The organism is Paenibacillus sp. PL91, assembly GCF_012935325.2.
Lineage (GTDB): Bacteria > Bacillota > Bacilli > Paenibacillales > Paenibacillaceae > Pristimantibacillus.
Genome location: NZ_JABBYG020000013.1, coordinates 112,804 through 138,770, shown reverse-complemented (window position 1 = coordinate 138,770; position 25,967 = coordinate 112,804). Strand labels below are relative to the sequence as shown.

Genomic DNA, 25,967 nt, shown 5'->3' with positions numbered 1-25,967 from the left:
CCTGTGCTAAGATGCGATTAAAACTTGGATGTCAAGCTCTCCGATACCTTCCATAATGAGCGGAATCGTTAGCGCCTTCTGTGCGGCAAAGCCTGCTGATTGAGCAGACTGAATTACCTTCGGCGGCGTAATATCTACTCTTACCCCTTGATTAAACAGCATCGTGCTTGCATTTCCGCTGATCATGTTGCCAAGCTCAGAAATAGCACTCTTTACGATTTCGTCGATTTCAGAGATAACGTATCCTCCCATCATTGCAGAAACCATTTTCATAGCTACTTCCTCGCTAAGCCCGAATACAATGTCACCGTTCATTTGTCCATTGAGTCCAATTTGAATCCAAATATAGTTCTCTACAAACTTGATATCCTTAAGACCTAGTTCTCCAGTCGCAGGACGTATTTGAACGACTTGCTCAATCACGATTTTTGCGGATTCAAGAAACGGGTTAATGTATTCTGCCTTCATAATGAAGATACGCTCCTTTTCGACAAAATTCGCGATTTGTCTTGTTTAATTTTTATTATACTTAATTCACTAGGACAAGTATACTATAAATAAATAATATACATCTAAAGAACTATATTTTTTTATTGAAAATTGTAGAATGATGATAGGAATGGAGGTGGCTCTTCTATGCCTAACGTATGGGCTCATTTTATATTTGGACAGCAAGTACTAGAAAAGCTTGGCGAAAGTGAGCTTCTGCAAACCGATGAGCAAAAAAACATATTTAATATGGGCTGCCAAGGTCCTGATTTTTTATTTTACCATCGTTTTTTTCCGTGGCAGCGCAGCTTAGCTCTTAATCGCCTCGGCACAGAAATGCATAATCGAAATTGCGGTCCTGTGCTCGTCGAAATGCTGGATTGTGTCAATGGCCGAACAGCCTGCCCTAAACGCCCTGATTCCTCCATTCTATATATGCTCGGCTTTACCTTGCATCACATTCTTGACCGGAACCTGCATCCATACGTCTTCAGCAAATCAGGCTTTCGCAAATGGGATCATCAACGGTTTGAAATTATGATGGATACTGTAATCGCTAAGAAGCTGTGGGGCATCGATACGTGGAAAAATGCAGTATGGAAGCATATCGATACGAAGGGGGCTTTTCCCCCTCCGATAGTAGACGCTTTCGAATCTGTAGCTGCAGCCTATTATGCGGAGCTGGCCCTGCAAATTCGCCGCGAGGATTGGAACCAAGCCAACCGCGATTTCACGGCGGCGCAGCGCTTGTTCCATGATCCGACAGGCATTCGACAAAAATTGACCTTCGGTCAAATTGAGCCATTCGTGTACAAAAGAGGCGCGCAGCCCTTTGATGTATTGAACGAAGCGGAGCAGCCTTGGCTTGATCCGGTAGATGGCAGCACCTATCACCATATGAGCGTATGGTCGCTATGGGATAATGCCATGTCCGACGCTCTTGAAGTGATAAGCGCAGTCCTTATATGGTTAAGGGCTCATGAGAGGCCTCAGCATACGAAGGAGGATCGCATCCATGTCCGGCAGCTGCGTGAGGAAGCCATCGCTTTAATCGGCAACCGCTCCTACGAGACTGGCCTTGATTGCGATTCAGGTGCCGCGATTGGCTTTGCGGATACGGTTTGGGCTGATCAGCCCGGCATTACGAAGGCTCCTTAGTTGGTTTAAGGAGCCTCCTTCCCTTATCTATATGAATGAAGCGGGACTAAACTGCTTTAATTGTCAGGCTTCTTCGATAGCGAAGCCTGATCAACCGCAGTCGCTCATACAAAACATCGACAGGCCTATTGAGCTGAGAAGCTTCCGATGAACCGTATACCTGCTGCAATACTGGCTTCAAATACTTATCGCCTACTTGCGTAAGCGCCTCCCAAACAAGCTGCTGCTCATCTTCCGGAACCTCAATAAGCGCCCTCGTAATTAGCGAGTCGAGATTATAGCCCTCCAGCTCGAGCTGCTCGATCCGGTCCATCAGCTCGCGCCTTGACAGCTCTAACTCCGCACCTATCTGCTCAAGCGTCCCGCCATCCTGCGCCGTTGTCAGTATATGTTTTTTGGCTTGCTGTCGGTCCATCTGTGCTTTATATTTGGTTTCCTTCTGTTTGTACAGCCACTGGGTGTACGCCGAGTAATCCAGCTTCTCTTCCACCCATTGCAGCGGGAAGTCCGTTTCGCGGTTTGCCTCATTCGTGATCTCAAGCACTTCAAGCCCATAGGAGGCATGCTTGGAGCTTCCCCAGCCAGGTATTTGTGCGAGCTCTTCTGCCGTCTTCGGTACAAAAGCGCTGATCATCCACAAAATGCGATTGGTTGCGATAAGATAAGCCGAACGTTTCTCTGCCACCGCTTTGGAACGGCGCCATTCGCGAAGCGCTTGAAAGAGCTCTTGATTGGCATGCAGCTCTCCATAGCATTGCAGCATCATTCCGAAGCTTCCTGACGAAGTGCGGCGATCATCCAGCATGCCGTCTATAAGCGGTGTATAGCCTTCACCCATCACCCTTGCTATGCCATGCCGAAAGGCTATGATCATTTCCTCCCACGATGTGCCTTCAAACCAGGTTTGCGGGTTGCCGCTGGCCTCTTCTCCCTCTACCCATAGAACTGCCCATATGCCCTGACGCTCGCATATAGAAAGCTGCGCACTCACGATATGATGATCATCGCCAGGCTTCTCGAACGTGTTCATAAAAACGATTTGCATGTTTGCCTCAATCCTCCAATAAGTAGATATAATTGCGAATGTATTGAACGGCTGAGGAGTGCCAGAAAACAAAAAAAGCACCTCCTATGCCTAGGGCATAGGAGGTGCTTTCCTCTCACGTTCAATGATTCGATTGCTTTCATGCTATCATAATGATTTCTTTATTACAAGTATTTTGTTGTTGTATAATGATTGTAATAATGGAGTGGAGGCTATACAATATGCTGTTGCCAGATTTTGATTTTATGTCCGATTCAACCGAAGAAACATCTACAAGATATGTAACATTTATCGGCCCAAGCTTGAAGCGCTTTGACCTTGCCATCACGTCTACCAGCCGTTTTTATGGCAAGAAGCTGATAACCGATTTGCAATTCGGCAAAACAGCCATTATCGGCCCCGATGACTTGGAAGAAGAGGGCTACCTTGAATATACGTTTAAGCTGACGGAGGAAGAAGCCGCCGAGCTCGCTCAATTCTTATACTTTGTTGTCGGAACTGTGCATTTTACCGATTAATCAGGGTACACTGAAATGGTAATACAATACCATTTCAGGAGGAGTTTACTGATGGATCGGTTTATTCATGAGAATCGCCAGCCGTATACAGATGTATCGACAGTAGAATCGCAGCGTAACGATCTAATACCGGAGGAGTTCCCGGATGGTCCTTATGGCTCTGACCTGCGGATGGAATCTTTAGGCAAGAGCACCCCATGGCGTATTGACCAGCGGTCGCCGAACCGCTTCGACTACGAGAATCGATCCCTTCATGCGGATTTGCCGCGCGAGTATCCTGGAGAGGACGAGTACGGCCATACTTTTCCGGAGGTACTTGACGAACCATAAACGACAAGTTAAGCCCTTGGCTTTGCACGCAGGATGCAAGCAAAGCCAAGGGCTCTTTTTTTCATTGCAAAGCTTGATCCGGATAAGCGATTATCGCACACTGCTCTCCATCCCATGTATCATTCATTCATTATGCTGGGTTAAGCTCCAGGTCATCCTCTTCGTCGCGATTAAACGCTTCACGATCGAATTCACCTTCGGAGTTCGCTACAAGCAGCGCCGTTACCGTAGTGCCCGTTGCGTTGACTGCTGTACGGCCCATGTCGATCAAGGATTCCACAGCTACAACCAGCGCAATACCTTCAAGCGGAAGTCCTACCGCCGTCAGAACAACTGTCGTCGAGATCGACGCCGGACCAGGCACGCCTGCGACACCGATCGAAGAAATTACACTTACAAGAACGATTAGGACATAATCCGTTGCAGAGAGAGAAATGCCATAAACTTGAGATACAAATACCGATACGACAGCCGGCCACACACCGCCGCAGCCGTTAAAGTTCATCGTCGCGCCTAACGGTGCTACGAAGCTGGCGATTTTTGGCGATACGCGAAGTCGTTTCGTAATAACCTCGAGATTGATTGGAAGCGTAGCAAAGCTGCTTCGCGTCGTAAAGGCTACCGCTACGGTTGGATAAGCCTTTCTAAAAAATTTCAATGGATTTACCTTCGCAACGAACGACACCAGACCGCCGAATACGAATACAAAATGAATGATTAGCGCAATATAGCTTACTGCAATCAGCATCGCAAGCGGCTCAAGCGTTTCCCAGCCGTATCTTGCTGCCATAACCGCAATCAACGCGTATACGCCATATGGCGTGAAGCGAAGAACAAATTTAACAACTTGGTGCATAATGACTGTCGCCGATTGAATGAATGCTTTAAACGGCTGCACCGAATCCGGATTTTTTGCTCCAACCTTAACGATGGCAATAGCAATAAATAGGGCGAAAATAAGGATTGGCACTACTTTCCCGTCCGCAGCATCGCTAATTGGATTGGAAGGCACTTGATCTAAAATAACTTTGAAGAAGCTAGGAACCTCGCGAGCCTCGAAATTTTCAGGCTTCGTTAATTCAAATCCTGCACCTGGGTTAATAACGGATGCCACAAGAAGTCCGATAATGGCCGCTACCCCGGTTGTCGCTAAAAACCAGCCGATCGTCTTTACACTGAGCTTGCGCAAAAACTCAATGTTCGTAATCGAGATAATGCTGTTGATAACGAGAACAAAAACGAGTGGTATGACGATCATGCGAATAAGATTGATATAAATGGAACCGATTGTGCCTACGCCTTCAGTATCCAGCTTGAAATTGTTAAAAATCATACCAGCTACAAGGCCAAGCCCAAGCGCGATTAGCACCCTTGTTCCGAACCCTACCCGTTTCTTCGCCAAGAAGTAAAGTCCGCCAAGCAGCACGGCCGAAACAAGCAATGTAATCCAGTTTGTTTCAAACGCTGTTAATAAATTATTTTCCATAATAAAACTACCATCCTCTCTGTATAATCCATATAATTGTATAGCACATATGAACTTTGAAATTAATAAAATCATAATTCCGATAGAATTACTACGCTTTACTTGAAACAATATATCATCGTTAATTAATGGGTGTCAATATGATTTTTTCATTCCAATCTTTGGAATATTTGTTCTACTTGAGTTCTTTCGAGATTCTATAATATACTCCGACAACGTTGATCTATTCGTAACTTTAGCCAGCACATCAAAAAAAAGACGCCCTACCATCCCGGCGATAGCCGGTTGATATGCGTCTCTCTTCCATTTTAACTTTCTAGTAACAACTTCATATCTTATAAGGCTTTATAGCTGCTAATTCAGGTTACCATTAGGCTTCCACAATTTTATAATTCGGTTTTACGTTGTTGAAATCTTTGTTCTCCCCGCTTACCATCAAGCCCATGCCCCAATCGAAATGGGTATTCTCCGTTGGAACATCCGCAGCATCACGATATTGGAATAGAATATTTCTGCGCGTTCTTTCGCTGCGGTTCACATCCGAGCCATGAATGGTCAAGTAGTTGAAGAACAACACATCCCCCGCCTTAGCCGGACATGGTGTTCCGGAAGAGATCGGATGCTCCTTATGATTAAGGTAATGCTTGCCCACATGCGGGAGCGGACCCTGCAGATGCGATCCCGGGATGACAGCTAAACACCCATTCTCCTCATCGGCATCATCAAGATGAACGCTGGCGGCCAGCATAGAGTGATCGCGATGCGGAAAGTAAGGGTAATCCTGATGCATCGGGAATGCTGCACCGTTCGCTGGCGGTTTTACAAGCATTTTGGAATGGTGAAGCTGTACATTGGGGCCGATGATTCCATTTAGCGCTGCTACCATATTCGGATGTATGACGGCGCGTGTGAAGGCAGCATCATGGTAATGCACATCATGGAATCCTTTCAGCACAAGCTTCTTGAGCTGATCAGGCGGCAGGAAATCACCTTGCCACGCATGGTTTTGTTCGCCCTGGGCTGCTGCCGCTCGCTGGATGATACGCTCGACCGCGGCTCTCATTTCCAGCACCTCCTGCTCGTTAAATACGCCTCTTACCAGCAGGTAACCATTTTCTTTGTAAAATTGCACGTCCTCGTTGACGATCATGTTCATTCTCCTTATCATATAATTAGTTTGAATATGGTTTAATTATAGATAGGATATAGTGATTTCGTATTTGCCTGCCGAGGACAACTTTTTGCACAATTACGCCATGGGAGCTGATCGTTTATATGTACAATTGGCCTAAAAGCGAAGAACGACTAAATCGATACGCTCGCTTACTGCAAGGCGAGAGCTTAACCATTCATGTCTATTACTGGGGGACGGTGCAGAATCTTGCCACAAATGCTGTACATAAGCATTCCTTTTTTGAGGTTTGTTACGTAGCTGGCGGAACGGGATTTTATGAGGAGGGGGGAGTCGCTTATCCATTGCATGAGGGTGTTCTTTTTTGCTCGCGTCCTAATATACGCCATCAAATTCGGAATGTCGACCAATTGGATTTATTGTATGCGGCTTTTGAGCTCGATGAGAAGCTATCGAAGCCGGATGAATTCGACTTTTATAATCACGCCTTAAACACCGGGCCCATATGGATGGAGAACCAGCAGCATTCCCCGACAGCAGAAATTTGGCGCTCCTTGCTCATTCCAAGCGACGAATGCTTCGCCGTGCCGATTGCGGTGCTGCAGCAGCTCGCGCACGCATTAATTTTGACGTTTCCTACTATCGTAGGCGGAAAGAACCGAAGCTCGGAAACCATTTTACCCGCTTCCAATGCGGCTATTCTCATAAGCAGAGCCAAGCTGTATATACGCGATAATCTAGGAGGCGCTATTACCCTCTCCGAGGTTGCCCGCTATATCAACGTGTCGGAGCGGCATTTGTCTAGGCTGTTCTCCCAAAGCGTGCATGAATCGTTCTCCATGCTCGTTAGGCATGAACGAATACGCGCGGCTGAGCAGCTGCTTTCGCAAACGGCTATTCCGATCAAGACAATTGCAGAGCAATGCGGCTTCTCGTCGGTTCATTATTTCTCTAGAACGTTTGCCGAAGCCAAGGGCATTCCTCCGGCCGCCTTCCGGGTGGCAAGCCGCCGAAGCAGCCGCCATGAATAGCTAGTATTGACCGCTCACAGATCATGAATCGTAATTTCGCTTCGAACCATAAAGCGGGCATTAACGCCTGCTTGACCGATACCTTTTGAAATATAAAAGGCTCCGTTCTGATCGGTATGCAGCCCTTTGTAGATCCCTTTAGCGGAAAGCGGGCCTTTGGGCTTAAACGCAAAAAAGAACGGCACGTTCAGCTGCTTGCCATGCAGATGACCGGCCATCAAATAATCGTACGGGCGCTTAATAATAAGAAGCACATTCGGGTCATGAGTGATGACTATCGTTGGCTTGCTGCTGTCGATCCCCTTAAAGGAAGGACGGATGCGGCTGTGATGCGTGCAATCATCATCAATGCCGACAAGCTGAAAATCATCAAGCACAATGTTTTCATTCCGGAGTAATGGAATGCCATGCGCCTCAAACAGATCAAGCAGTCGCTTCAGGCGCGGGAGCTCGTAATCATGATTGCCTAGCACCGCAAACACGGGAATGCCGCAACCCGCAATCACCTTAAGATAATAGCCCACGCGCGGGAGGTAACGTTCCTTGTAGGTGTAATCGCCAGTGAGAAAAATATAGTCCGGCTTAGCCGCCTCGATCTCCTCCCGAATGCGCTTCGCGCTTATGCGCAGCCGGTCTACATGCAAATCGCTAATTTGCAATATGCGTTTGTTGATGCCGATGGAATGGCTGATCTTTTCGATTTTGAGCCACTGGGTTGGGAAAATAAAGAGCAGGTATACGAGAAGCACTAATGCTGCCAGTGTTAGTATAATAGCCAAATACGCCCTCCTAATCGGTCATTCTACTTTAGTCGTTGTTTTGCGCTGCAATTCTAAGTATATAAAAGATGCAGCTATAAAGCTACTTGCAGCTGATTGCCCAGCAAGCTGCTGAACAGCCCCTTCTTATCCTCGGCGAGCATGAGGAAATGGCCTGCCTGCACGATTTTCCCATTGTCCAGAACGATAACCTGATCCGCATTCCGAATAGTCGTCAGCCGGTGGGCAATGACAATGACCGTCATTCTTCCCTTCAGCCGCTCAATCGCTTCTTGTATCTTGGTCTCGTTTAAGCTGTCCAGCGCGCTGGTCGCTTCATCGAGAATAAGAATAGACGGCTTTCTTAATATCGCTCTAGCCAAAACGAGCCGCTGCCGCTCACCGCCGGATAATCGTATGCCACGATCACCGATGACCGTGTTTAAGCCTTGCGGGAGCTTGCGCGTAAATTCAGCGGCAGAGGAGAACTCCATCGCTTCCCACATTTGCTCTTCGCTTGCAAGCGGATCGATCATCAGCAAATTATCTCTAATCGTTCCATGAAAGAGAAACGGCTCCTGCGGAACATAGCTGATTGATCTTCTAAGCGACAATAGCTCCGCACCCGACAGCGCCTTGCCGTCAAAGAGTACTTGGCCGAGCTCCGGCTTCATTAGTCCCATCATCAGATCGATTAGCGTGCTTTTGCCTGCGCCTGATTGGCCTACGATTGCGGTCATGCTACCCGCAGCAATCCGCAAATTTATCGCTTCGAGTGTGAAACCGTGCTGCTGCTGATCATAACGGAAATATACCTGCCGACATTCCAGCTGCTGCTCAAGCTTAAGCGGTAAAATATGCTCTCCGCCTAGCTCATCCACATCCATCAATTCCTTAGCCGCGTTGCAATCCTCCTGGAGCTCCATTAACGCTTTGAAGGCAGGCAACGATGATGCAATTTGCTCCATATTCGCTTGTATTCCTGTAAAACGAGGCCAGAGCCGCGAGAATATTACCATAATAAGCAGCAAATAGCCGCCTTGGTTCTGAAAGAGCAGTACTGATCCAAAAACAAAAGCAGCAATCATTATAGCTGAAAACAGCTTGTAAAGGAGCTGCGAATTACTTCGCACCTTCGAATTTTCATACCGTTCATGCGCGATCTTCTCGGACCAATCCAGCAGCCAGCGATAGCGGGACGATTCAAGCAGATTGCTTTTTATATCCTTCATGCCGTTAAAGTGATCGGAAATGCCAGATAAATAGTTTTGCGCCAGCTCTGTCGTGACGGCGCCTATTACTCTGGATTGCTTAATAAATCTTCTTGAGAGAAACGCTACAGCGAGTCCGCAGCATAAAACGAACAAGGTCATTTTGACCGATAAAAATAAAGCTAATCCGATTTGAATAATCGTAAAGGCAACGGAGGCGATCATCTGTAAAAAAAGAAAGGCTCCGTTCGTGACGCGAGCAAGCTCGCCGGTTAACGAATTAATGAGATCCGTCTTCCTTCTCTTCATAAAGAAGCCCCAATTCACTTGCAGCAGCGCCTTATAAATTTCTAATCGTATTTGATTCACAAAGCCCGTATGGATTCTAATTTCCCTTAAGCTTAAATTGCGTCCAATTATGCCTTGCGCGGCAACAAGCAGTATGAATAGGGCTAAAATAATGAATAGCGCTCTTTCTTTAGGAAGCTCTTGCAGCGTTGTTAACAAATGAAGACCGGGGATTGAAGCCAGTGGAATATCTACAATGCCAATCACACTAAGCAGCGGAGCTAACAATAGAATGCCTGCGCCGTCCAGAAGACCAACGAGCATCATCCCGAAGAGATTTATGTAGAGCACCTTGCCGCCGTAGGCATGCAGCTTTCTGAAGAAATATAATAGATGATTCATCGCTTCATCACTTTCCGTATTTAATAATGGACTACCTTGGCAAAAATGCCAGTCACAGCAAAGCGATCCATCTCTTCCGCGCCTGTAACGTACAGGGAGCCGCTTCGCAGCCAGGCGTGCGCAATCAGCTTCCCCGCCTCGTCCTTCGCCGTTCCGAGATATAACGTGCTGCTGATGCCTCGTCTCTCCAGCATCTTCATGCCGGCTAGCGCACGAGCCAAGCATTTGCTGTCCCAGGGCGTATGGCTGCTTGCAATCTGAATGGCGTGGCGTATATGGACAAGCGATTGTCTGTGATCAGCCGATGTCTCGCTCTCCGTTTCTTTCATATATTGACCCAGCGTTGGCGCAATCTTCGAGAATGGCTGGTAGATAATCCGAATTCTGGCCCAGCCGAGGAGCAGGGTTGCTTCAATTAGCAGGAGGACGGTCTTGAAATCCAAAGAAAGCAAAGCTCGCAATCTCATCATTTTTCCCATAGGCTCACCGCCTATCTATTCTTTAATATGAATAAGTCGCTCTTCTAACAGGTGGGTAAGAAAGGACAGCACCTGCTCCTCGCACATTTCTTTTGCCACATCAAATTGCTGCAGCAGACCCTCTACCACTTGCGATATCGTAACAGGCTGCTTAATCAAATCCCAAATTTGGCTTCCCATAACGCCAAGATTGTAATATTTTCCATTCTCAATGCTCAAGATGACCTTCTCGCCCCCCATATCGCTTACAATATTGTTCTGGTCTTGCACGATGAGCTGCTCCATCAATAATGCTTGAATCGTAATGGCTTGGCTTTTTGTCATAGGTTATTCCTCCGCGGATATCGTATTTAATATGAGTTCTACGAGCTGTGGTGCCGTAAAGCCATCAGCCGGTCTTACCAAACGATAGACTGGCAGCTGAGATGCGAGCGAGGCTGAGAGTGTAAAATGCCACCGCGTGAGATCCATCTTTTGCACCAAAAACTGCCGATAGGTATGCTGGAACAAAATATCCAGACGCTCTAGCTTCTGAATCGGATGAATGAGAGCTTCGGCTGTATCTGATTCCGATTTCACAAGCTCGAACACGGCTCCGAGCGGCATTGCGCTGTTGCAGAAGTTGGCCTCGACCGGGATGCAATATTTATTTTCCCTGCCGTAAATCGCACGAAGCTCCTCATTATTTACGCCGAAGGCATCCAGGCTTTGCTGCCAGAGCTTCTGCTGCGGGTATGCCGGTATTACGAGCGGCGCTTGCTCCGCTGAGAATGGTGACACCGCAATGACATCATCGCTGAGCAGCGGGTAGCCTTGGTTCATGAGCGCCGACGCTAACGTTGATTTGCCCGCGCCTGAATGACCTACAAACGCATAGGCTTTGCCATTAATCGCGATCGCACTCCCGTGCAGAGGATAAATGCCGCGCTGCAGAAGCACAGCACCGATACAGGTGCCAAGCACGTATAACCGGATCAGATCCTCATCGGCTCCCTCAGCAGGAGAAATGGTGATCCGATTGCCGTCTTCGATTCGAAATAACGCTGCTTCCGGCATATTTACCGTAACGTTGCGATCCTCCACAACAAAGTCATAAGGCTCCAGCAAAACGGTATCTTTCAAATCGCGATCGATAATGATCTCCAAATCGAATCGCTCACCGATGGTATCGATAGGGGCTAGCTCAGGCAATGGCAGCTCGCTTTCAATCGCAAGTCCAAATGCGCTGTACGCCATCTTCGTCTTCGTTGCCGTCAATGTCCTCACTCCATCAATCTCTTGATAAAAGCTAGAAAGCCCTTATACACCTTATGTATAAGGGCTTCCTTCACCAATCGAATCCATAATGCCTTAGCTAGTAAAACGTGGCTTATCAGAATTTTGGCCAGGTACATAAGCCTCATCTGTGAACGGACCGTTTGTCGTGGAAGCCGCAGTCATATGTACATGAAGGACCTCTAGCTCAGGTTTAATCCATTGTTTTTTCGTTTGCATATCTTGTCACCTCCCTTCAATTGAATTTTTTCAGAAAGCGAAATACGATAAGGCTGCGCATTAACAATCTATAATTCGGATCAACCGCATGCCTCGGCTGAGCGCCTTCCTCTAGCCTCGACAACGCCGATCGGATTACCTTGCCATCAACAAACTCCATAAATAAGCGATCTTCACTCATTTGCCGCAGCTCATCCTTAAATGCTTGCCATCTGGGAAGCATGCGATGAACCCAATCTGCTCCTTGTACTCCATGCGTGCGCTGATTAAGCCTCACCTGATCGGGCAGCAGCTTATCGGTAGCACGCCTGATTAGAGCGCGATCCATCCCATTCTGGACGTATTGGCTCTCCGGCAGCGACAAGCAAAACCGAATGACTCTTGCATCATTAGTCGGGTCGCGCTTCCAAAGACCATGTCTAAGCGACAGCTTCGTCGAGAGCGTATTGCCTGCGTTCCAGTGAAATACTTCATCGAAATGGCTTTTTCTTTCCTCGTACACATTCTTTGCCGCAAACCATCCTGATTCATCGATGCCATGCTCGCCGAGCCGATTAAACACATCGGTCTTCCTCGCGAATTCGGGATGGATAATCATCGGATAATGGTATGAATCGTGGGAAGGCCTAAGCTGATCAATAAGCGGAAATGCTGCCCGGCTGACGTTAGAGAACACATGCGCTCGGCCAGAGCCGATATTAAGGCTGTACTGACGCATTTCCCGAAGCAGCCTAACCCATTTCATTTTTTTGAGCAGCGTTGCGTAGTAAGGAATGGCAGCTCCCCAAGAGATCGATAGATTGCCTCTACCTCCATTAAGAAGCACGCCAACTCCCTGCTCCTCCGCCTTCTCGAACATGCCTCTCATCCAGAAGGAATTCTCAAAAAACTTATAAGGCATTTCCATAATATTTAGAAATCCGTCGATTTCGGAGTAGGAGTCTCTCCCTTGAAAATCGAGATAATGATCCTCTATCCCCCCGATATGCTCGACAGTCGATTCAATAAGCGGTCTTTCATTCGGCATCATATATTTCGCTGTGTAGTCGATAAAGTCGGATGTCGGTACATAGCTGAACGTATGCAGCCTTTTATTTTGCTGGCGCAGCGCCCTTGAGGCGAAACTTACGATCGAACCGGAATCCAATCCTCCGCTGAGCTGTGCTCCAACGTGGCGATGTGTCCGCAGCCTGGAAGAAACGGCTTGGTCGAACACCTCTTGGAACGCCTCTACATATTGACCATCCGTTTTGAATCGAACGCGTTCACCCGATCTAAACTGATAATATCTTGCTACGACTATCCGATCATCCTTGATCGTAATACTATGAGAAGGCGGCAGCTGCTCGATATTGCGGTAGACCGTTGTCGAGGCATCCGCTACGTCCACCATGCCAGCGATTGCTAGAAACTCGGCAAGCCATTGCTCATTCAGCATGCGCCCCGTTCCAGGCAGCGCGAGCAGCGGCTCAATCGTTGTGCAAAAGGCAAACCGTTCCGCATTCCGGTGATAATACAACGTGCGGCCGCCCGAGAAATCCCTAGCGCCAAACAGCTTGCGATTTCGGCGATCCCAGATTATAAATGCAAAGTCGCCAACCAAATATGCAGGCGCTTGTTCGCCCCATTTCTCGTATGCAAGCAAAACCAGCTCATTATCCGGCATCCCTCTCCGCCGATGCTGTTCCACCTGCAGCAGGCCAAACAGCTCTTCACGATTGTCAATGATCGCATCCGCGGTTATGACCAGCCCTCTTTCTGTATCCACATAGGGATTGCGCTCGCCTACTGATTCAGGAGTAATCCACTGATTATGGCAGCCTAGAAAAATATGATCCTCATGCCAGGCCTGAGCCGCATCACAAGGATACTGAGATAATGCCTCCATTAAGGAGCCGCCTTGCTTCCATGCATGACTTCCTTGATCGGTTAGAAAAACGGCTGCAATGGCGCTCATCGATTCCTCCGGCTGGACATCGAAATTGTTCGATATGAAGAACAGTTTTCGAAAATCAATTAATGAATTTGTAGTTCTTTATAAAGAACATATTTGCATATTACACCTGATATTTACCTTTGTCAATCAATTTTTCAACGATATATTGCAAATAATCGCAAGCTTTTGTTCTTTATTAAAAACAACTTGTCGATTTCTCACTCCCCTATCCTTTTGCTCCAAAACCGACTTGCCATAGAACAAAATCAAGCTGATTTTCAACCAAAAATATCCACTTATTCACGATAATAAGTGGATACTATTAGAGGAAATAAAAAATAAATGATGATAAAGTTTACTAGCTTTCGCAATTAACAATTTTTCGTTATAATAGTAGTTGTCTACAACGATGTGATAACGGAGGAGTTTCTTATGATCGGAGAACGTATTCAGATGCTGCGCAAGAGAAAAGGCCTTTCCCTAACCGAGTTATCTCAGCGGGCAGGCGTCGCAAAATCTTACTTAAGCTCCATTGAACGAGGGCTCCAGCAAAATCCTTCGATTCAATTTCTCGAAAAGGTAGGCGCGGTTTTAAACGTAACCGTTGAAGAATTTCTCAATAATGACGAAAAAACTGATCGCACCCCCGATCACCTTGACAATGAATGGGCTGACTTAGTTAGAGAGGCAATGGCCTCTGGCGTAAGCAAGGATCAGTTTAAAGAGTTTTTAGAATTTAATAAATGGAAAATTAAGCGCGAATAGCGCTTTTTCCGCTTTTATACAGCAGTTTCCTGGATATCATCCTTCTTGCTTTCCTCTAGGCATAGCAGTACCTTCCGCACATCTTCCTTACTAAACCCCAAAGAACGTGCATTCATGATTAATGCTACCCACTCCATATCCAAGTCCTGATTGTCATTTGAATTTATAAGTACCATTTGCCCATGTCCCCCATTCATTTTGGGACGGTTGCACCACTGACTCCATGCGTTTAAGGTGCCCAGATACTAAACGCATTTCAACGTCTCCCTATGCTTGTCATTCACTTATAGCTGTATTATAAATCACCAATATTGCGCATGCTGTCGCTTCATGTCTTACAAAAATGATAGATAAATACATTTTTTGTCGAATGCTTTCAAGCATTGTTAAAGGAAATAGAATTTATGTACTATACTTCGTTAGGTCTGATCAGCTAGCTTTGAATATGGCATTCCCCCTACTGCGCCGCTTCTATGTAAGCCGCCGCCGCCAGCTCAGCCATCAAATAAGGCTCTTCTTCAAAGCCGTTCGGATTCGCATATTGCCACCGCCACGAGTCTCTGCACATCTCTTCAATGCCTCGGACAGCAGCCCAATTCAGCTCTTCATTCGCCTTATGCGTATCCGCATAGCAAATCGCAATATCGCCCGGCCTGCGGTCAACAATTGCATACGGAATGCTGCGCCCGGATACCTTCTCGAATGCAGCGATCATCTCCAGCACGCTATAGCCGCGGCCAGTACCAAGATTGTAAGTATCTACGCCCGATTTAGTCATGATCTTCTTCAACGCCTGCACATGTCCCAGCGCCAAATCGACGACATGGATATAATCCCTTACGCCAGTGCCATCTACCGTAGGGTAGTCACTGCCAAAAACGTTCACCTGAGCAAGCTTTCCAACTGCTACCTGCGTGATGTAAGGCATTAAATTGTTTGGAGTGCCATTCGGATTCTCACCAATCCTTCCGCTAATGTGGGCGCCTACCGGATTAAAGTACCGCAGGATCGAAATGCCCCATTCCTCATTCGATACGGCTAAATCTTGCAAAATTTGCTCCAGCATAAGCTTCGTCCTGCCGTAAGGATTCGTCGCGCCTAGCGGCGAGCCTTCTGCAATAGGAACCTGCTCCGACAAGCCGTACACCGTAGCAGAGGAGCTAAACACTAGTTTATGCACGCCAAATTTTTTCATGACCTCACATAGGATTAAGGTGCTCGTAATATTTGTATGGTAATAGGACAATGGCATTTGAACCGATTCGCCAACTGCCTTAAGGCCTGCAAAGTGAATGACCGCATCAATCGAATGCCTAGCAAATACGCCCTCAAGCCCGCCGCGATCCATGAGGTCCATTTTGTAAAACGTAAAGGTTTTGTTCGTAATTTCTGCGACTCTGTTTAATGAGATATGGCTGCTGTTGGACAAATTATCGACGATAACGACCTCATATCCCGCTTCAAGAAGCTCCACGCATGTATGACTTCCGATATAACCTGCACCGCCAGTAATTAAAATCGCCATTTCATTATCCCCTCTCAAATATTCATTATAAGAAACATAATAATTCTTAATTAAGAACATGCTATCAAATAAATTCCCTGCATGACTTACAAGCTGCAGGGAAGTATTTTCTGAATCCGCTTCTAAAGTTAGGCGCTGCCTAGATCCGTATTATCCTCTAAACGGACATATGGTGCTGTGCCGGTTACGGTTACCCCTTTAAATACAGACTTCGCGACGATTGCCGACTGATTTTGACGCAGCCAGTTGAAGTTGAGTTTGGTATTATCAAAGTAGGAGCTCGAGATAATTGCCTTTTTCGCATTGTCAGCTTTTCCAACAGAGGCATTTACAAAAGTAGATCCCGTCACAAGCGAATTTCCGTCCATTACGATTCCTAGATTTTGAAACAGCCCGTTGCGGAGAGTAACCTGCCTCGTATACTTCGCATCATTTGAGCCAAGCTGAATATCGGTATTGCCTAAAAGCGGAGTCTTAGCCCGAATAAACTCACTATTGCTTACATGACTGCCTTCAAACCTAGCGGAGCCTTCAATGAGCGTCAGTCCATTTACGATGTTCGGGCGACCCGCATAATCTTGTGGAACCAATATCGACAGATCGTAGTTTTTTACGGTTATATTCTCGAGTACAGCACCCGCAGCAAGCAGATTAAAGTTCGGTGCAAGCGTGTTATTCGGGCGCCAATCCCGCTCCACCGTTATATCGGCTAAATAGCATCTTCCGTAATTATATCGGCTGACATTAAATCCTGGTGTCCCTGCATCCGTAAGGACGACCGGCGCGCCTCCCAGCGACTCGGAAACCTGAAAGCCGAGTGAAGTAACGTTAACGGTGTAATACATCTTATCGACGCTGATTCCAGTCGGAACCTTACCGATCCATTGCTCAAACGATACTTGTGCTCCATTGCCCACGCCATGCGCCGTTTTAAACGTGAAGGTGCCTGCAGCAGCATTTACGGTTGGCGATCCAAAATAGCCATATAAGCTTGAGCCATACACCGAGCCATCCTTGACCTGACAATCCCGAACGACTGCTCCCCTTACATCCAGCAGCTTTAAATTCCCATTTTGAATAACGGCCCCGTTCACGAAGTTATCGCCTTGTACCCATAGCTCGCACCCATTAAATGAATTATTGACATATTTGACATTCGGAAAATTCGGATTCGAGCTCACTCCGCCAACATTAGCGCCTTCAAAGGTATTTCCGTCCAATAAGACATTGGTGCCGTCTGCATTAACAAAATGGCCGCGCACGTTATTATAAATATAATTATCTTCGATATGAATGCGGTAGTTCAGCTCCAGCCCGTTAGGACGATCAGCTCTTTTGTAAGGAATATTGGTCTCGCTATACATGGATTCGAGATCGATGCCGAACATAGGTGGCGTACCGTTTCTAAAATTTGTCGTTACTCCGTCGTCGGCAAATCCGATATGATGAATCTTATTTCTGAAAATATGAGTATCGTTTGACGCGCAGATGGAAATTCCTTGTCTTCTGCAATGATGGATATGACAGTCATGAATAAGAACATCCTGACCCATTTGCTCCTGTGTATATAAAGCGGGATCAAGCTGATACTGCTCATAACCGGTTAAGATTCCATCTCCTGTACAATCCGAAATTTCCATATGTCCGATTTCGATATGATTGGAACCAAAAGAGCCAATTCCATAACCGCTTTCATGCGTATAAAATGAATTATCGACCTTGGCCCGAATATCAGCAATTTGACTATCGGTTAAGGGCGATGTAAGCGGTATAGCAAATATCATTTTATTGTTTTTGCTCAAATCTTTATTTTCATTAAGGAACCATCCTCTTCCTCCTGAGCTGGCAGGTGCAAAAACACCGTTCGTCCGAGATCCAACAAGCGTGTTTTTCGAAATGGTATCTTTATATTGATAGAATTGATAGCCTGTTGCGGCCACACCCGGTATGCTCCACAGTCTGAAGCTAGCAAGAAGGCCAGGGTTTGCATAACGGTCAATGGCCTCGCTGCGTATCCAGTTCGGGTCATTATTAAGCGTACCATCAGCATTTACGCCGCCTCTGACGAACTTCACCGCAATCTCGTATATATGCTCCTTCTTGTCGCCTACTAGCTTGCCTCCTGATATTTTTGCATTATTGATCCCTCTCATCTCAATAATGGTGTAATTCGGGGAGGAATTGCCCTCCAGCTTTATTGTGCAGCCCTGCTCCAGCTCAAAATGAATGCCGCTCTTCATGTTGATAGCTACGAGAGAACTGGGATCGAGTCCGACCGTATAGCTTCCCGCTGGTAGAATGACATGGATAAAGCCTTCGGATTTTGCCCATAGGATAGCATCATTAATTCCTTTAGTCGTCTCTGCTGGATTCATGCCCGTGCTGCTAATATTAAAACGATCTAGTTCTATTCGGTAAGACCCATGCTGATTCATAGCCTTCACCTTCCTTTTACACCATCGTATGTAGCTTGTCAGTAAAAGGTTACTCGTTGCGGCCGGCCTCCAGGCTATGGCGGCGTTTAATAGTCTTCTTGAGAATTGAACCCGCGCTAGGCAATTTATTTAATAGATTCAGGACAATGCCTAGCAAATATTTGAATTGCTCCGTTCTATGGAAAACCAAAATATAGATCCCATTTACAAGTACGAGACAAATGATGCCTTTAAGCAAAAGCCATACTAAATGGGATGAAGGCAGGAAATGGTTAACAGCGGCCACAATACTGCAAGCGGCTATGGCAAGAGCGGTATAGAATAGGTAAGCCGAATAATAATGCCATAAAGGCTGATGAAACACTTTACGATAAACAAGCAGTGGCGTATACCAGAAAGGAACCGCTAAGGCGCTAACGAATGTGCCAATGAATATACCGGCTATACCCATATAGTGGACAAGGATCAGTGATATTCCGATATTGACGACAGCTTGGAATAAAGGAGCATAACGATCCTCGTGAAAGATCCCGGCAGTCGTTTTCACCGCGCTTAATGAATTCCGCATTCCTCTTTCATAGAAGCAAAGAACTAGCACCAGCAGCACGGCATTGGTCATCATAAACTCTGGGCCAATCCAAATCGTTATGAGCGGCTCGATCAATAAATAAAGGCCAATAGAGAGGAGTGAATATAACCAAAAGTTCATTAGGTACGTCACTTTGAATATACGATAAACGGCATCAGAGCTTTCCTTGGCCACCAAATTCCCTAAGCTGTGATACATATTCGTAAACACCTGGTTCAGTAGCGTTCGGCATATATCGATTAGCATTTTGTAATTCGAATAGAGGCCTACGGCCGTGATGCTTACAAATGAAGAGATAAGAATGCTGTCCACACCAAAAATAAAGTAATTACCGACATTTTGAAGAATGATCGCTTTCATATTTTTAATAAAATTGGCTTTGGTTTCGGGGTCCAGCTTGGTTTTAACCTTCTGCTTTAAGTACGGATACAGCTTATCTACAATTAAGACTAAAATGACGGAGGTTAGGATGGAGAGCGCGCTCTCTACCGTAAGATATAAAATATAATTTTCCGTGTAATATAAAATCGCTATTTTCATGCAGGTAGAGACAACGGCAGATATGGAAAATACGGCGGTTACGATGTAATTTTTCTGGTTTACATTCAAAAAGGAATGCTTATACACAAACAAATAAGGAGCTGCTGTGTTGATAAGAAAAAGCATGTATATCAAATTCAGGTTTTCAATACTCGTTTCCTTAATGAAGAAATGCAAGAAAGGCATAAGTCCCAAGCCGAGAAGAAGCACGACTCCTGCTATGACCAGATAAGCTTTTTTGTACAGCTCCATTAAAGCTAATATTTTTGGCCGATCATTATCAGCGACAGGCTTATAGAGGTTATATATGATGCTAGAGCCAATTCCGGCCTCTGCTAACGTAAGCATCGCAAGAATGCTAGTGAACAGCCCATTAATACCTAGATATTCCATACCTAAGCTATTTATAAATACGGTTCTGGATATGAAGCTTAAAATGGTAATAACGAGCTGATTCCCTAGTCCGACAGTAATATTCAATAGTGAACTTTTTACCCTCATGCGAATCCCCTATCTGACAAATCCCATTGTTCCAAACAAATCTTTGAACATCCTATTACCTTCCTACTACCTTCGAATGATTGGCAATACGAATACAGAAGCCTTGCGTAAAAGGCAGAATATTAAATAACATGGAATATACGCCTATATCCTTGGTATCCCCTTGCGAGAAATCGACTGCACCGTTTCTTCTTGTCACCTTCATGAGATATTGGACGGCAAGGTCCGCCCCTTGGGAGCATTCTTCAGCCAGCTCCTCGATCTGGGAGGCTTGCAGCAAAAACCAGCCTAACGTAGCTGTAGTAGAAGAATCCGCTCTAGTCTCATTTCGAGTTACCGTCCAGTTCCAATTGCCTTCCGGCCTTTGAAAGTGCAGAATCGCTCGTGCGAACTTTTTCACAAATCGCTCCAGCTTTGGCTTCGATTCATGAGAATCGGGCAGCTCGCGCCAAGCATCGCTAAGCCCGATTGCCAGCCAGCCCAGCCCGCGCCCCCAGCCGAATAAGCCTAACGGCAATGTATTTTCCATGTGATAAGCATGGCTTGGTATGCAATGCTCATCGAGCATGCCGTGCTTCTCATATTGCTCCAGCTGCTTGACGGCTAACTGCACGCATTCCGGCTTGTTATACTTTAATCCATAAGCAACGAGGAATGGACATATAAAGCCAATCGTATCGACATAGCGGTAATTTTTCATGAATTTGCGATACTGAACCGTTCCATCCTCTCCAATATGCGCCTGAATGAGCGCCCATGTGCTGTCGAGGGCCGGTTTATATTTCTCGGTGTCTATCCCTTCCAGCTTCATAACGCCGTAGGCGAGTATGCCGGAATCAATATAAGCAGGCTGCTCCCTCCATTGACCATTTGCATCAAATTTTGTATGGAGGAACTGTTCAATCTTGCTTTTCATTCCTTTATCCGTGCCGTTCTTCAAACATTCGCTCAGTCCGAGTAAAAGGGAAGCTTCCTGCCAATGCTGAATAACGCTTTTCGAATAATTGCCTTTCAGCATATCGATTGCTACCAATCTCACATTATCCGTTACTTTAACTTTGGGTGTATGATTAAGCCAATTAGCGCCGATTTGCGTAATGGATTGATTCCATTCTTGTTTGTTTCTGTATCTGCCGATGTGAATTCTACTCACCCAATCTCTGCTGATCGGCATAATATCAATACAAATAATAATAACGGTTATCGCCAAAAAAATAGCAGCTACAATCTCTAACAACGTATTCACTCCTTCATAAACCTTTAGATCAACGCATACAGCTTCTCAATTTCCATCTCGGTTCCATAGTGTTCCTTGGAGAGCTGTCCTACCAAAGAATCTCTCAGCTTCTCGTCATCGATCAACAGCTTTATTCCGTCAGCCAGTGCTTCCGCGTTCATGTCAACGATTAATCCATTTTGGTTATGTACGATTTGATCCTTAGCCGTACTGAAATTCGTAACGATAATCGGTTTATTCAAAATTTTCGCTTCATCTATAGCGATGGATTTCCCCTCAAAGCGCGAGGATTGGACATAAATATCCGCCTCTTTCATATAGGGGTATGGATTTTCCTTGAGTCCTAACAAATGAAAATGACGATCGAGCTGATGCTGTAAAATGAGCTGCTCCAGCTTGCTCCGGTCTTCCCCTTCGCCGATTACATACCATTTCACGTTATAGCCTTTATCCACCAAAACCTTACACGCTTCTATTGCCATCTCAAAGCCTTTCTGATAATTCAAACGCCCGATAGAAACAATCTTAATCCCATTATTCGGGGCAAATCCCGTTTCCTCTTCTGACATTTCATGAATCATGGAAGGCGAAACAATGTTGTGGATGACTTTAACCTTTTGGCTATGCTGTGGAAAGCGCTGAATGAGCACTTCTCCGCATCCATCCGAGACTGTGACGAGATGGTCCAGCTGCGCAAAGTAAGGTGCATCCAGGAACGGATCCATCCGCAGCTTGTCGTAATCATTGTGGATAAACCCGATTTTTTTAGCTGCGTTTGCCTTCTCGATGCTGAAATAGACCGGATTCTTCTCCAGAAACCCAATTGCCGCATCATATCTTTTATGAAGCGCAGGCAAGGTTTTAGATAAATATTTCCACACTCTTTGCTCGCATCTGGCTGGATTCTTTTCTGTAAAAAAGATGTATCCCGCTCTCAGCCTAGCAAACGCTAAATCGATTCTGCCCTTTTTCAAGCAATCCATAATCGCCAACTTCATAGACATATCGAAATAGCGGTAATGAACGGGCTCTTCCAACAAGTTTACAGCCCTCGGTATTTTACTCAAAAAAATTCCTTCGTGCTTGAACAAATAGAGATCCACATCAAACCTAGCGTAATCGATCGTTTGCAGTAGCGAGAGCAGCGACTTCTCGGCACCGCCGCAGTTTAAATTATTCATGACAAACAGCAGTTTCATTTTCAAGGCATTTCCACCTATCCAAAAATTTTATACACTTTATGAATTTCTTCTTCCGTTCCTAAATGAAGACTGGATAAATACTGCGTCAAATTTGTACGAGCTTCCTCGTTCTCTATCAGCTTAGAGATGCCTTCTGCAATCGCATCGACATTCAAATCAACGATAAGACCCTCGACTCCGTCCTTAATCTGGTCTTTAGCAGTGCTGAAATTGGTAATGACAATAGGCTTAGATAAAATTTTGGCCTCATCAATCGCAATCGCTTTTCCTTCAAACCATGAGGTTTGCACATAGATGTCCGCCTGTTTAAGATAAGGGTACGGATTTGACTTCAACCCAAGCAGCTTAATATTTTGCTCCAGACCCTCCATTGCAATCAGCTGTGTCAGCTTCTCCCTTTCTTCCCCTTCGCCAATAATATTCCACTGAAAGCGGAAGCCTCTATCCAGCAAAATTCTGCACGCTTTTATCGACAGCTCAAATCCTTTCTGAGTATGCAAACGCCCAATAGACAATATAACGATTTCACCGCTCTTGCGGTCATAAACATCCTCTTGAACCAAATCTGCGAGCTGGTTGATTAGCTTTGGCGAAACAATATTATGGATAACTTCTACTTTAGTTTGCTGCTCGGGGAATCTTTGTTTTAAAATTTGACCGCATTCCTCAGAGACCGTTACGATATGGTCCATCTTCGCGAAATACGCCTGATCGAAATAAGGATTCATGCCCAGCTTGTCATAATCGTTATGTACCCATCCTATTTTTTTGACGGCATTGACCTTCTCCGCGCAAAAGTAAATCGATGTTTTTTCCAAAAAACCGATAGCTACGTCGTATTTCTTATCAATGGCGTCAATGGAACGGGCAATATACTTCCATCCTTCTTGCTCATTGACGCTGACGCTTTTTGACAACCTGCTTTTGTAGCTGAACATGATTCGGCTATAAGCCAATCTTGTATTTCGCCTGCGCAGAAACTGTGATACCGACGGCAAAAGAGGCTTAATAAAACGATGATAGCTATCGGGCAGCGGCAAAATCTGAACATGATCAGGCACCAAGTCCATAAATATGCCTTTGTGGCTAAACATGAACAAATCAACATTGTAGTGATTAAAGTCAATTTGAGTAATCAGATTGATCAAGCTTCGCTCGGCACCGCCAGCTGAAAGGCTTGGAATAACAAACAATAAGTTTTTTTTCATGCTCACCTCATGCCAGACCGGATAAATAATCGACCGCTTTATAAGACATCTTCTGAATGCCTGGAATTTCCTGCTTGAGCTTCTTTATGAGCGCTTCCTCTTCTCGAACCATTTCGTCGAATTTCTGGATCAAGAGGACGCTGTTCGATATTTGCTCGATACCAAGCACCAGCTTTTCTTCTCCAAAAATATCTTTTGCTATTCCTTTGGACTTCACGCTGTACCCTAGTACCATAGTCGGCACGTAGTTCGAGTATGCGGCAATAGTAGCGTGCGTACGCGCGCCAATAAAGAACCTCATCCTCGCGATATAGCCTTTATACTGAATCGCTGTTAAATGATCCGGCAAGAGGATGACTCTTCCCGTATGCTTGTAAGTCTCGTAATAGCTTTTCAATACCTCATAATCATTGTTTCCATCAATAATAACGTGAGGAGTTAAAGCAATCGTCATATCGGTTTTCTCCAAAATATGCCGAATCAATTCATCAATCGCAGCCTGTGATTGTTTATTTCGTTTCCATACAAGCGGGCTGAAGTTTAGGCCCACTGTATTTCCTTCCTGCCAGCCCGTTGGCAGAGCCAGCTCTTCTTTCTCCATCGTGAATGCAGGGTCGGCACATAGCTTTACGTTCTTTAACCCCTTGCCTACAAGCATATTGTAGGTCAGTGATTCACGGGATAAAATAAGATCAAAGAGCTTTAAATCCTCCAGCTTTCTCTCCGACATGTCTTCTTCCCCGATGGAGCAGCCCCACAGTACTAGCTTTTTGCCTTGCTCCTTTACCCGCCTATCAATTTCATACCAGCCTGGCTGCTCGCCATAGCAATAGTTGTCTCCGCCGATCGATAAGCAAACATCCATATCTTTAATATTTTTTATAATATTATGATGAATCTTCCCAAGCGCATAGGATTCATCCTGGTACAGCTTTACCTTTAATGAAGAAAGGAACCAGTCATAGGAATATTTTTTTATTTCTAATTTAGAGCCATCGTAAATGCCGTCCAGCTTAGCTATTATTTGATCGGTTTCCGGTTGATCTGAGGCTAAATACACTTTGGCGTCCTTTATCCGCTCCTTCAAAATCGCTGTGGAAGAGCGAACGATCGCTTCACAGCCTCTATTCAAACTGCCATTATGAGCAAACATCATTATTTTCATATGATTATCCCCCGCGCTTTTCTATTTCTGAATCTGCTGTATGCTGTTATGAAATAAATGCCAAGCAATGATTTTTGATTAATCAGATACAATAGTGCTTTTTGATAATGGCCTAATTCCCCATTCATTTCGTTAACGTAGACAGGCAAAGCCTTCCTTACATCCGGATGCAGGATCATTCGTTTCACATAATGAATCTTGTCTGCGAATCGCATATTTGATGAAGGCTCCAGATAAATATGAATGTAGGCCATTACGCTGTGAATCAGCTTGACGGCTTTCAATTGCTGGATGCTTGCTCCGCTCATGGCGTTCAAATAGCATGAAGGAAGCTCTGCTGCATACACCTCGACGGCACGCCCAAAATAATCTTTCACGGCGACATTTCTAGTCGCGCTCTCGGCCGTCTCGCGGTAATGGTAACCGGTGTAATCCACATATTTAAGCTTCCTTGCATGGCTAAAGAAATAAATATTAAATATCCCATCCTCGCCAAGCGCTACCTTTGCAGGAAATACAATCTCATGCTCTTGAATGAGTGCGTTCCGGTATATTTTGTTGCAAGCTGTATTTAATTGCTCGCTCTTTAAGAAGAAGGGCAATATTTGTTTTTGGATATCAGCAGCGCTTAGAACGACATCAACGGGGAATGGATATCTCGTAATCAGATAATGCCCATTAAGCTCACTTTCGAAGTTTGAGACCACAACATCGCAATCTCCTGATTTAGCAGCAGCGTAGAGCTTTTCATACATATCCGGCTCAATGTCATCGTCTGCGTCAACGAAGCCGACATATTCTCCCGAAGCGGCAGCCAAGCCAGCATTCCTCGCCAGGCTGACTCCCTTGTTGCCTTGGTTAATTAATAGGATCTGAGCGTTATTTTTCTGATAATGTTCAATGATTTCCTTGCTATTGTCAGTAGAGCCGTCGTTTACAAAAATAAGCTCGTAATCTTCTATAGTCTGCTTCAAGAGAGAGTCTATGCAACGTTTAATATAAGGCTCAGCGTTGTAGACCGGAATAATCACACTTAGCTTCAT

General features: G+C 45.5%; 25 protein-coding genes and 1 riboswitch. Of the genes, 5 read left to right on the top strand and 20 right to left on the bottom strand.

Annotated features, from left to right (window positions below; all coding sequences use genetic code 11):
- Window positions 1-6: 6 nt before the first annotated feature.
- Window positions 7-468 (bottom strand): chemotaxis protein CheX, encoded by a 462-nt coding sequence (locus HI950_RS25090; protein ID WP_169086970.1) that lies wholly within the window; start codon window positions 466-468, stop codon window positions 7-9.
- A 168-nt stretch (window positions 469-636) separates the two neighbouring features.
- On the opposite strand from HI950_RS25090, the gene HI950_RS25085 reads away from it, so the two are divergent.
- Complete coding sequence (locus tag HI950_RS25085; RefSeq protein WP_169086968.1) at window positions 637-1,647, top strand: zinc dependent phospholipase C family protein; 1,011 nt, start codon at window positions 637-639, stop codon at window positions 1,645-1,647.
- A gap of 46 nt (window positions 1,648-1,693) precedes the next feature.
- Here the strand turns inward: HI950_RS25085 and HI950_RS25080 are convergent, their stop codons facing one another.
- Complete coding sequence (locus HI950_RS25080) at window positions 1,694-2,692, bottom strand: HRDC domain-containing protein (RefSeq protein ID WP_169086966.1); 999 nt, start codon at window positions 2,690-2,692, stop codon at window positions 1,694-1,696.
- A 221-nt stretch (window positions 2,693-2,913) separates the two neighbouring features.
- On the opposite strand from HI950_RS25080, the gene HI950_RS25075 reads away from it, so the two are divergent.
- Both HI950_RS25075 and HI950_RS25070 read left to right on the top strand, forming a co-directional pair.
- Window positions 2,914-3,210 carry a DUF3055 domain-containing protein gene (locus HI950_RS25075; protein ID WP_187768164.1) on the top strand — a complete coding sequence of 99 codons (297 nt, stop codon included), beginning with the start codon at window positions 2,914-2,916 and terminating at the stop codon, window positions 3,208-3,210.
- Between the two features lie 51 nt (window positions 3,211-3,261).
- Window positions 3,262-3,540 (top strand): hypothetical protein, encoded by a 279-nt coding sequence (locus HI950_RS25070; RefSeq protein WP_169086963.1) that lies wholly within the window; start codon window positions 3,262-3,264, stop codon window positions 3,538-3,540.
- A 130-nt stretch (window positions 3,541-3,670) separates the two neighbouring features.
- Here HI950_RS25070 and HI950_RS25065 read toward each other — a convergent pair whose 3' ends face one another.
- Together HI950_RS25065 and HI950_RS25060 are read right to left on the bottom strand one after the other, a co-directional pair.
- Window positions 3,671-5,026: a dicarboxylate/amino acid:cation symporter gene (locus tag HI950_RS25065; RefSeq protein WP_169086961.1), complete on the bottom strand. Its 1,356-nt coding sequence runs from the start codon at window positions 5,024-5,026 to the stop codon at window positions 3,671-3,673.
- Window positions 5,027-5,396: 370 nt separating this feature from the next.
- Entirely contained in the window at window positions 5,397-6,176 is a 780-nt protein-coding gene (locus tag HI950_RS25060; RefSeq protein WP_169086959.1) for a phytanoyl-CoA dioxygenase family protein, read from the bottom strand.
- Between the two features lie 125 nt (window positions 6,177-6,301).
- Between HI950_RS25060 and HI950_RS25055 the strand changes: the two genes are divergently transcribed.
- Window positions 6,302-7,189 (top strand): AraC family transcriptional regulator, encoded by an 888-nt coding sequence (locus HI950_RS25055; protein ID WP_169086957.1) that lies wholly within the window; start codon window positions 6,302-6,304, stop codon window positions 7,187-7,189.
- A 14-nt stretch (window positions 7,190-7,203) separates the two neighbouring features.
- On the opposite strand, the gene HI950_RS25050 is transcribed toward HI950_RS25055, so the two are convergent.
- From HI950_RS25050 to HI950_RS25020, 7 genes are all read right to left on the bottom strand, one after another.
- Window positions 7,204-7,968 carry a metallophosphoesterase gene (locus HI950_RS25050; protein WP_223285492.1) on the bottom strand — a complete coding sequence of 255 codons (765 nt, stop codon included), beginning with the start codon at window positions 7,966-7,968 and terminating at the stop codon, window positions 7,204-7,206.
- Window positions 7,969-8,042: 74 nt separating this feature from the next.
- Window positions 8,043-9,848 (bottom strand): ABC transporter ATP-binding protein, encoded by a 1,806-nt coding sequence (locus HI950_RS25045; protein ID WP_169086955.1) that lies wholly within the window; start codon window positions 9,846-9,848, stop codon window positions 8,043-8,045.
- 20 nt (window positions 9,849-9,868) lie between these two features.
- Window positions 9,869-10,327: a lasso peptide biosynthesis B2 protein gene (locus tag HI950_RS25040; protein ID WP_169086953.1), complete on the bottom strand. Its 459-nt coding sequence runs from the start codon at window positions 10,325-10,327 to the stop codon at window positions 9,869-9,871.
- Between the two features lie 15 nt (window positions 10,328-10,342).
- Complete coding sequence (locus HI950_RS25035) at window positions 10,343-10,651, bottom strand: lasso peptide biosynthesis PqqD family chaperone (protein WP_169086951.1); 309 nt, start codon at window positions 10,649-10,651, stop codon at window positions 10,343-10,345.
- A gap of 3 nt (window positions 10,652-10,654) precedes the next feature.
- Window positions 10,655-11,593, bottom strand: coding sequence for a phosphoenolpyruvate carboxykinase (ATP) (locus tag HI950_RS25030; RefSeq protein WP_411268140.1), 939 nt, complete (start codon window positions 11,591-11,593; stop codon window positions 10,655-10,657).
- Between the two features lie 84 nt (window positions 11,594-11,677).
- Window positions 11,678-11,821 carry a paeninodin family lasso peptide gene (locus HI950_RS25025; protein ID WP_169086950.1) on the bottom strand — a complete coding sequence of 48 codons (144 nt, stop codon included), beginning with the start codon at window positions 11,819-11,821 and terminating at the stop codon, window positions 11,678-11,680.
- 16 nt (window positions 11,822-11,837) lie between these two features.
- A complete protein-coding gene (locus tag HI950_RS25020; protein ID WP_169086949.1) occupies window positions 11,838-13,778 on the bottom strand; it encodes an asparagine synthase-related protein in 1,941 nt (646 codons plus the stop codon).
- A gap of 411 nt (window positions 13,779-14,189) precedes the next feature.
- On the opposite strand from HI950_RS25020, the gene HI950_RS25015 reads away from it, so the two are divergent.
- Window positions 14,190-14,522 carry a helix-turn-helix domain-containing protein gene (locus HI950_RS25015; RefSeq protein WP_169086948.1) on the top strand — a complete coding sequence of 111 codons (333 nt, stop codon included), beginning with the start codon at window positions 14,190-14,192 and terminating at the stop codon, window positions 14,520-14,522.
- A gap of 14 nt (window positions 14,523-14,536) precedes the next feature.
- Here HI950_RS25015 and HI950_RS25010 read toward each other — a convergent pair whose 3' ends face one another.
- The 9 genes from HI950_RS25010 to HI950_RS24970 form a co-directional block, all read right to left on the bottom strand.
- The gene (locus HI950_RS25010) at window positions 14,537-14,659 is read right to left on the bottom strand and encodes an anti-repressor SinI family protein (RefSeq protein ID WP_223285499.1); all 123 of its coding nucleotides are present in this window, start codon (window positions 14,657-14,659) and stop codon (window positions 14,537-14,539) included.
- A 55-nt stretch (window positions 14,660-14,714) separates the two neighbouring features.
- A riboswitch (cyclic di-GMP riboswitch) is annotated at window positions 14,715-14,796 on the bottom strand.
- Between the two features lie 183 nt (window positions 14,797-14,979).
- Window positions 14,980-16,047, bottom strand: coding sequence for a UDP-glucose 4-epimerase GalE (gene galE / locus HI950_RS25005; RefSeq protein WP_169086946.1), 1,068 nt, complete (start codon window positions 16,045-16,047; stop codon window positions 14,980-14,982).
- Window positions 16,048-16,175: 128 nt separating this feature from the next.
- A complete protein-coding gene (locus HI950_RS25000; protein WP_169086945.1) occupies window positions 16,176-18,482 on the bottom strand; it encodes a right-handed parallel beta-helix repeat-containing protein in 2,307 nt (768 codons plus the stop codon).
- Between the two features lie 49 nt (window positions 18,483-18,531).
- Complete coding sequence (locus HI950_RS24995) at window positions 18,532-20,112, bottom strand: oligosaccharide flippase family protein (RefSeq protein ID WP_169086944.1); 1,581 nt, start codon at window positions 20,110-20,112, stop codon at window positions 18,532-18,534.
- Window positions 20,113-20,167: 55 nt separating this feature from the next.
- On the bottom strand, window positions 20,168-21,349 hold the full coding sequence (locus HI950_RS24990; RefSeq protein WP_223285491.1) for a glycoside hydrolase family 88 protein: 1,182 nt from the start codon (window positions 21,347-21,349) through the stop codon (window positions 20,168-20,170).
- Window positions 21,350-21,372: 23 nt separating this feature from the next.
- Window positions 21,373-22,554, bottom strand: coding sequence for a glycosyltransferase (locus HI950_RS24985; protein WP_169086943.1), 1,182 nt, complete (start codon window positions 22,552-22,554; stop codon window positions 21,373-21,375).
- 11 nt (window positions 22,555-22,565) lie between these two features.
- Entirely contained in the window at window positions 22,566-23,759 is a 1,194-nt protein-coding gene (locus tag HI950_RS24980; RefSeq protein WP_169086942.1) for a glycosyltransferase, read from the bottom strand.
- Window positions 23,760-23,766: 7 nt separating this feature from the next.
- Window positions 23,767-24,924: a polysaccharide pyruvyl transferase family protein gene (locus HI950_RS24975; protein WP_169086941.1), complete on the bottom strand. Its 1,158-nt coding sequence runs from the start codon at window positions 24,922-24,924 to the stop codon at window positions 23,767-23,769.
- The gene (locus HI950_RS24970; RefSeq protein WP_191297047.1) at window positions 24,921-25,967 is read right to left on the bottom strand and encodes a glycosyltransferase; all 1,047 of its coding nucleotides are present in this window, start codon (window positions 25,965-25,967) and stop codon (window positions 24,921-24,923) included. The genes HI950_RS24975 and HI950_RS24970 overlap by 4 nt, the downstream gene beginning before the upstream one ends.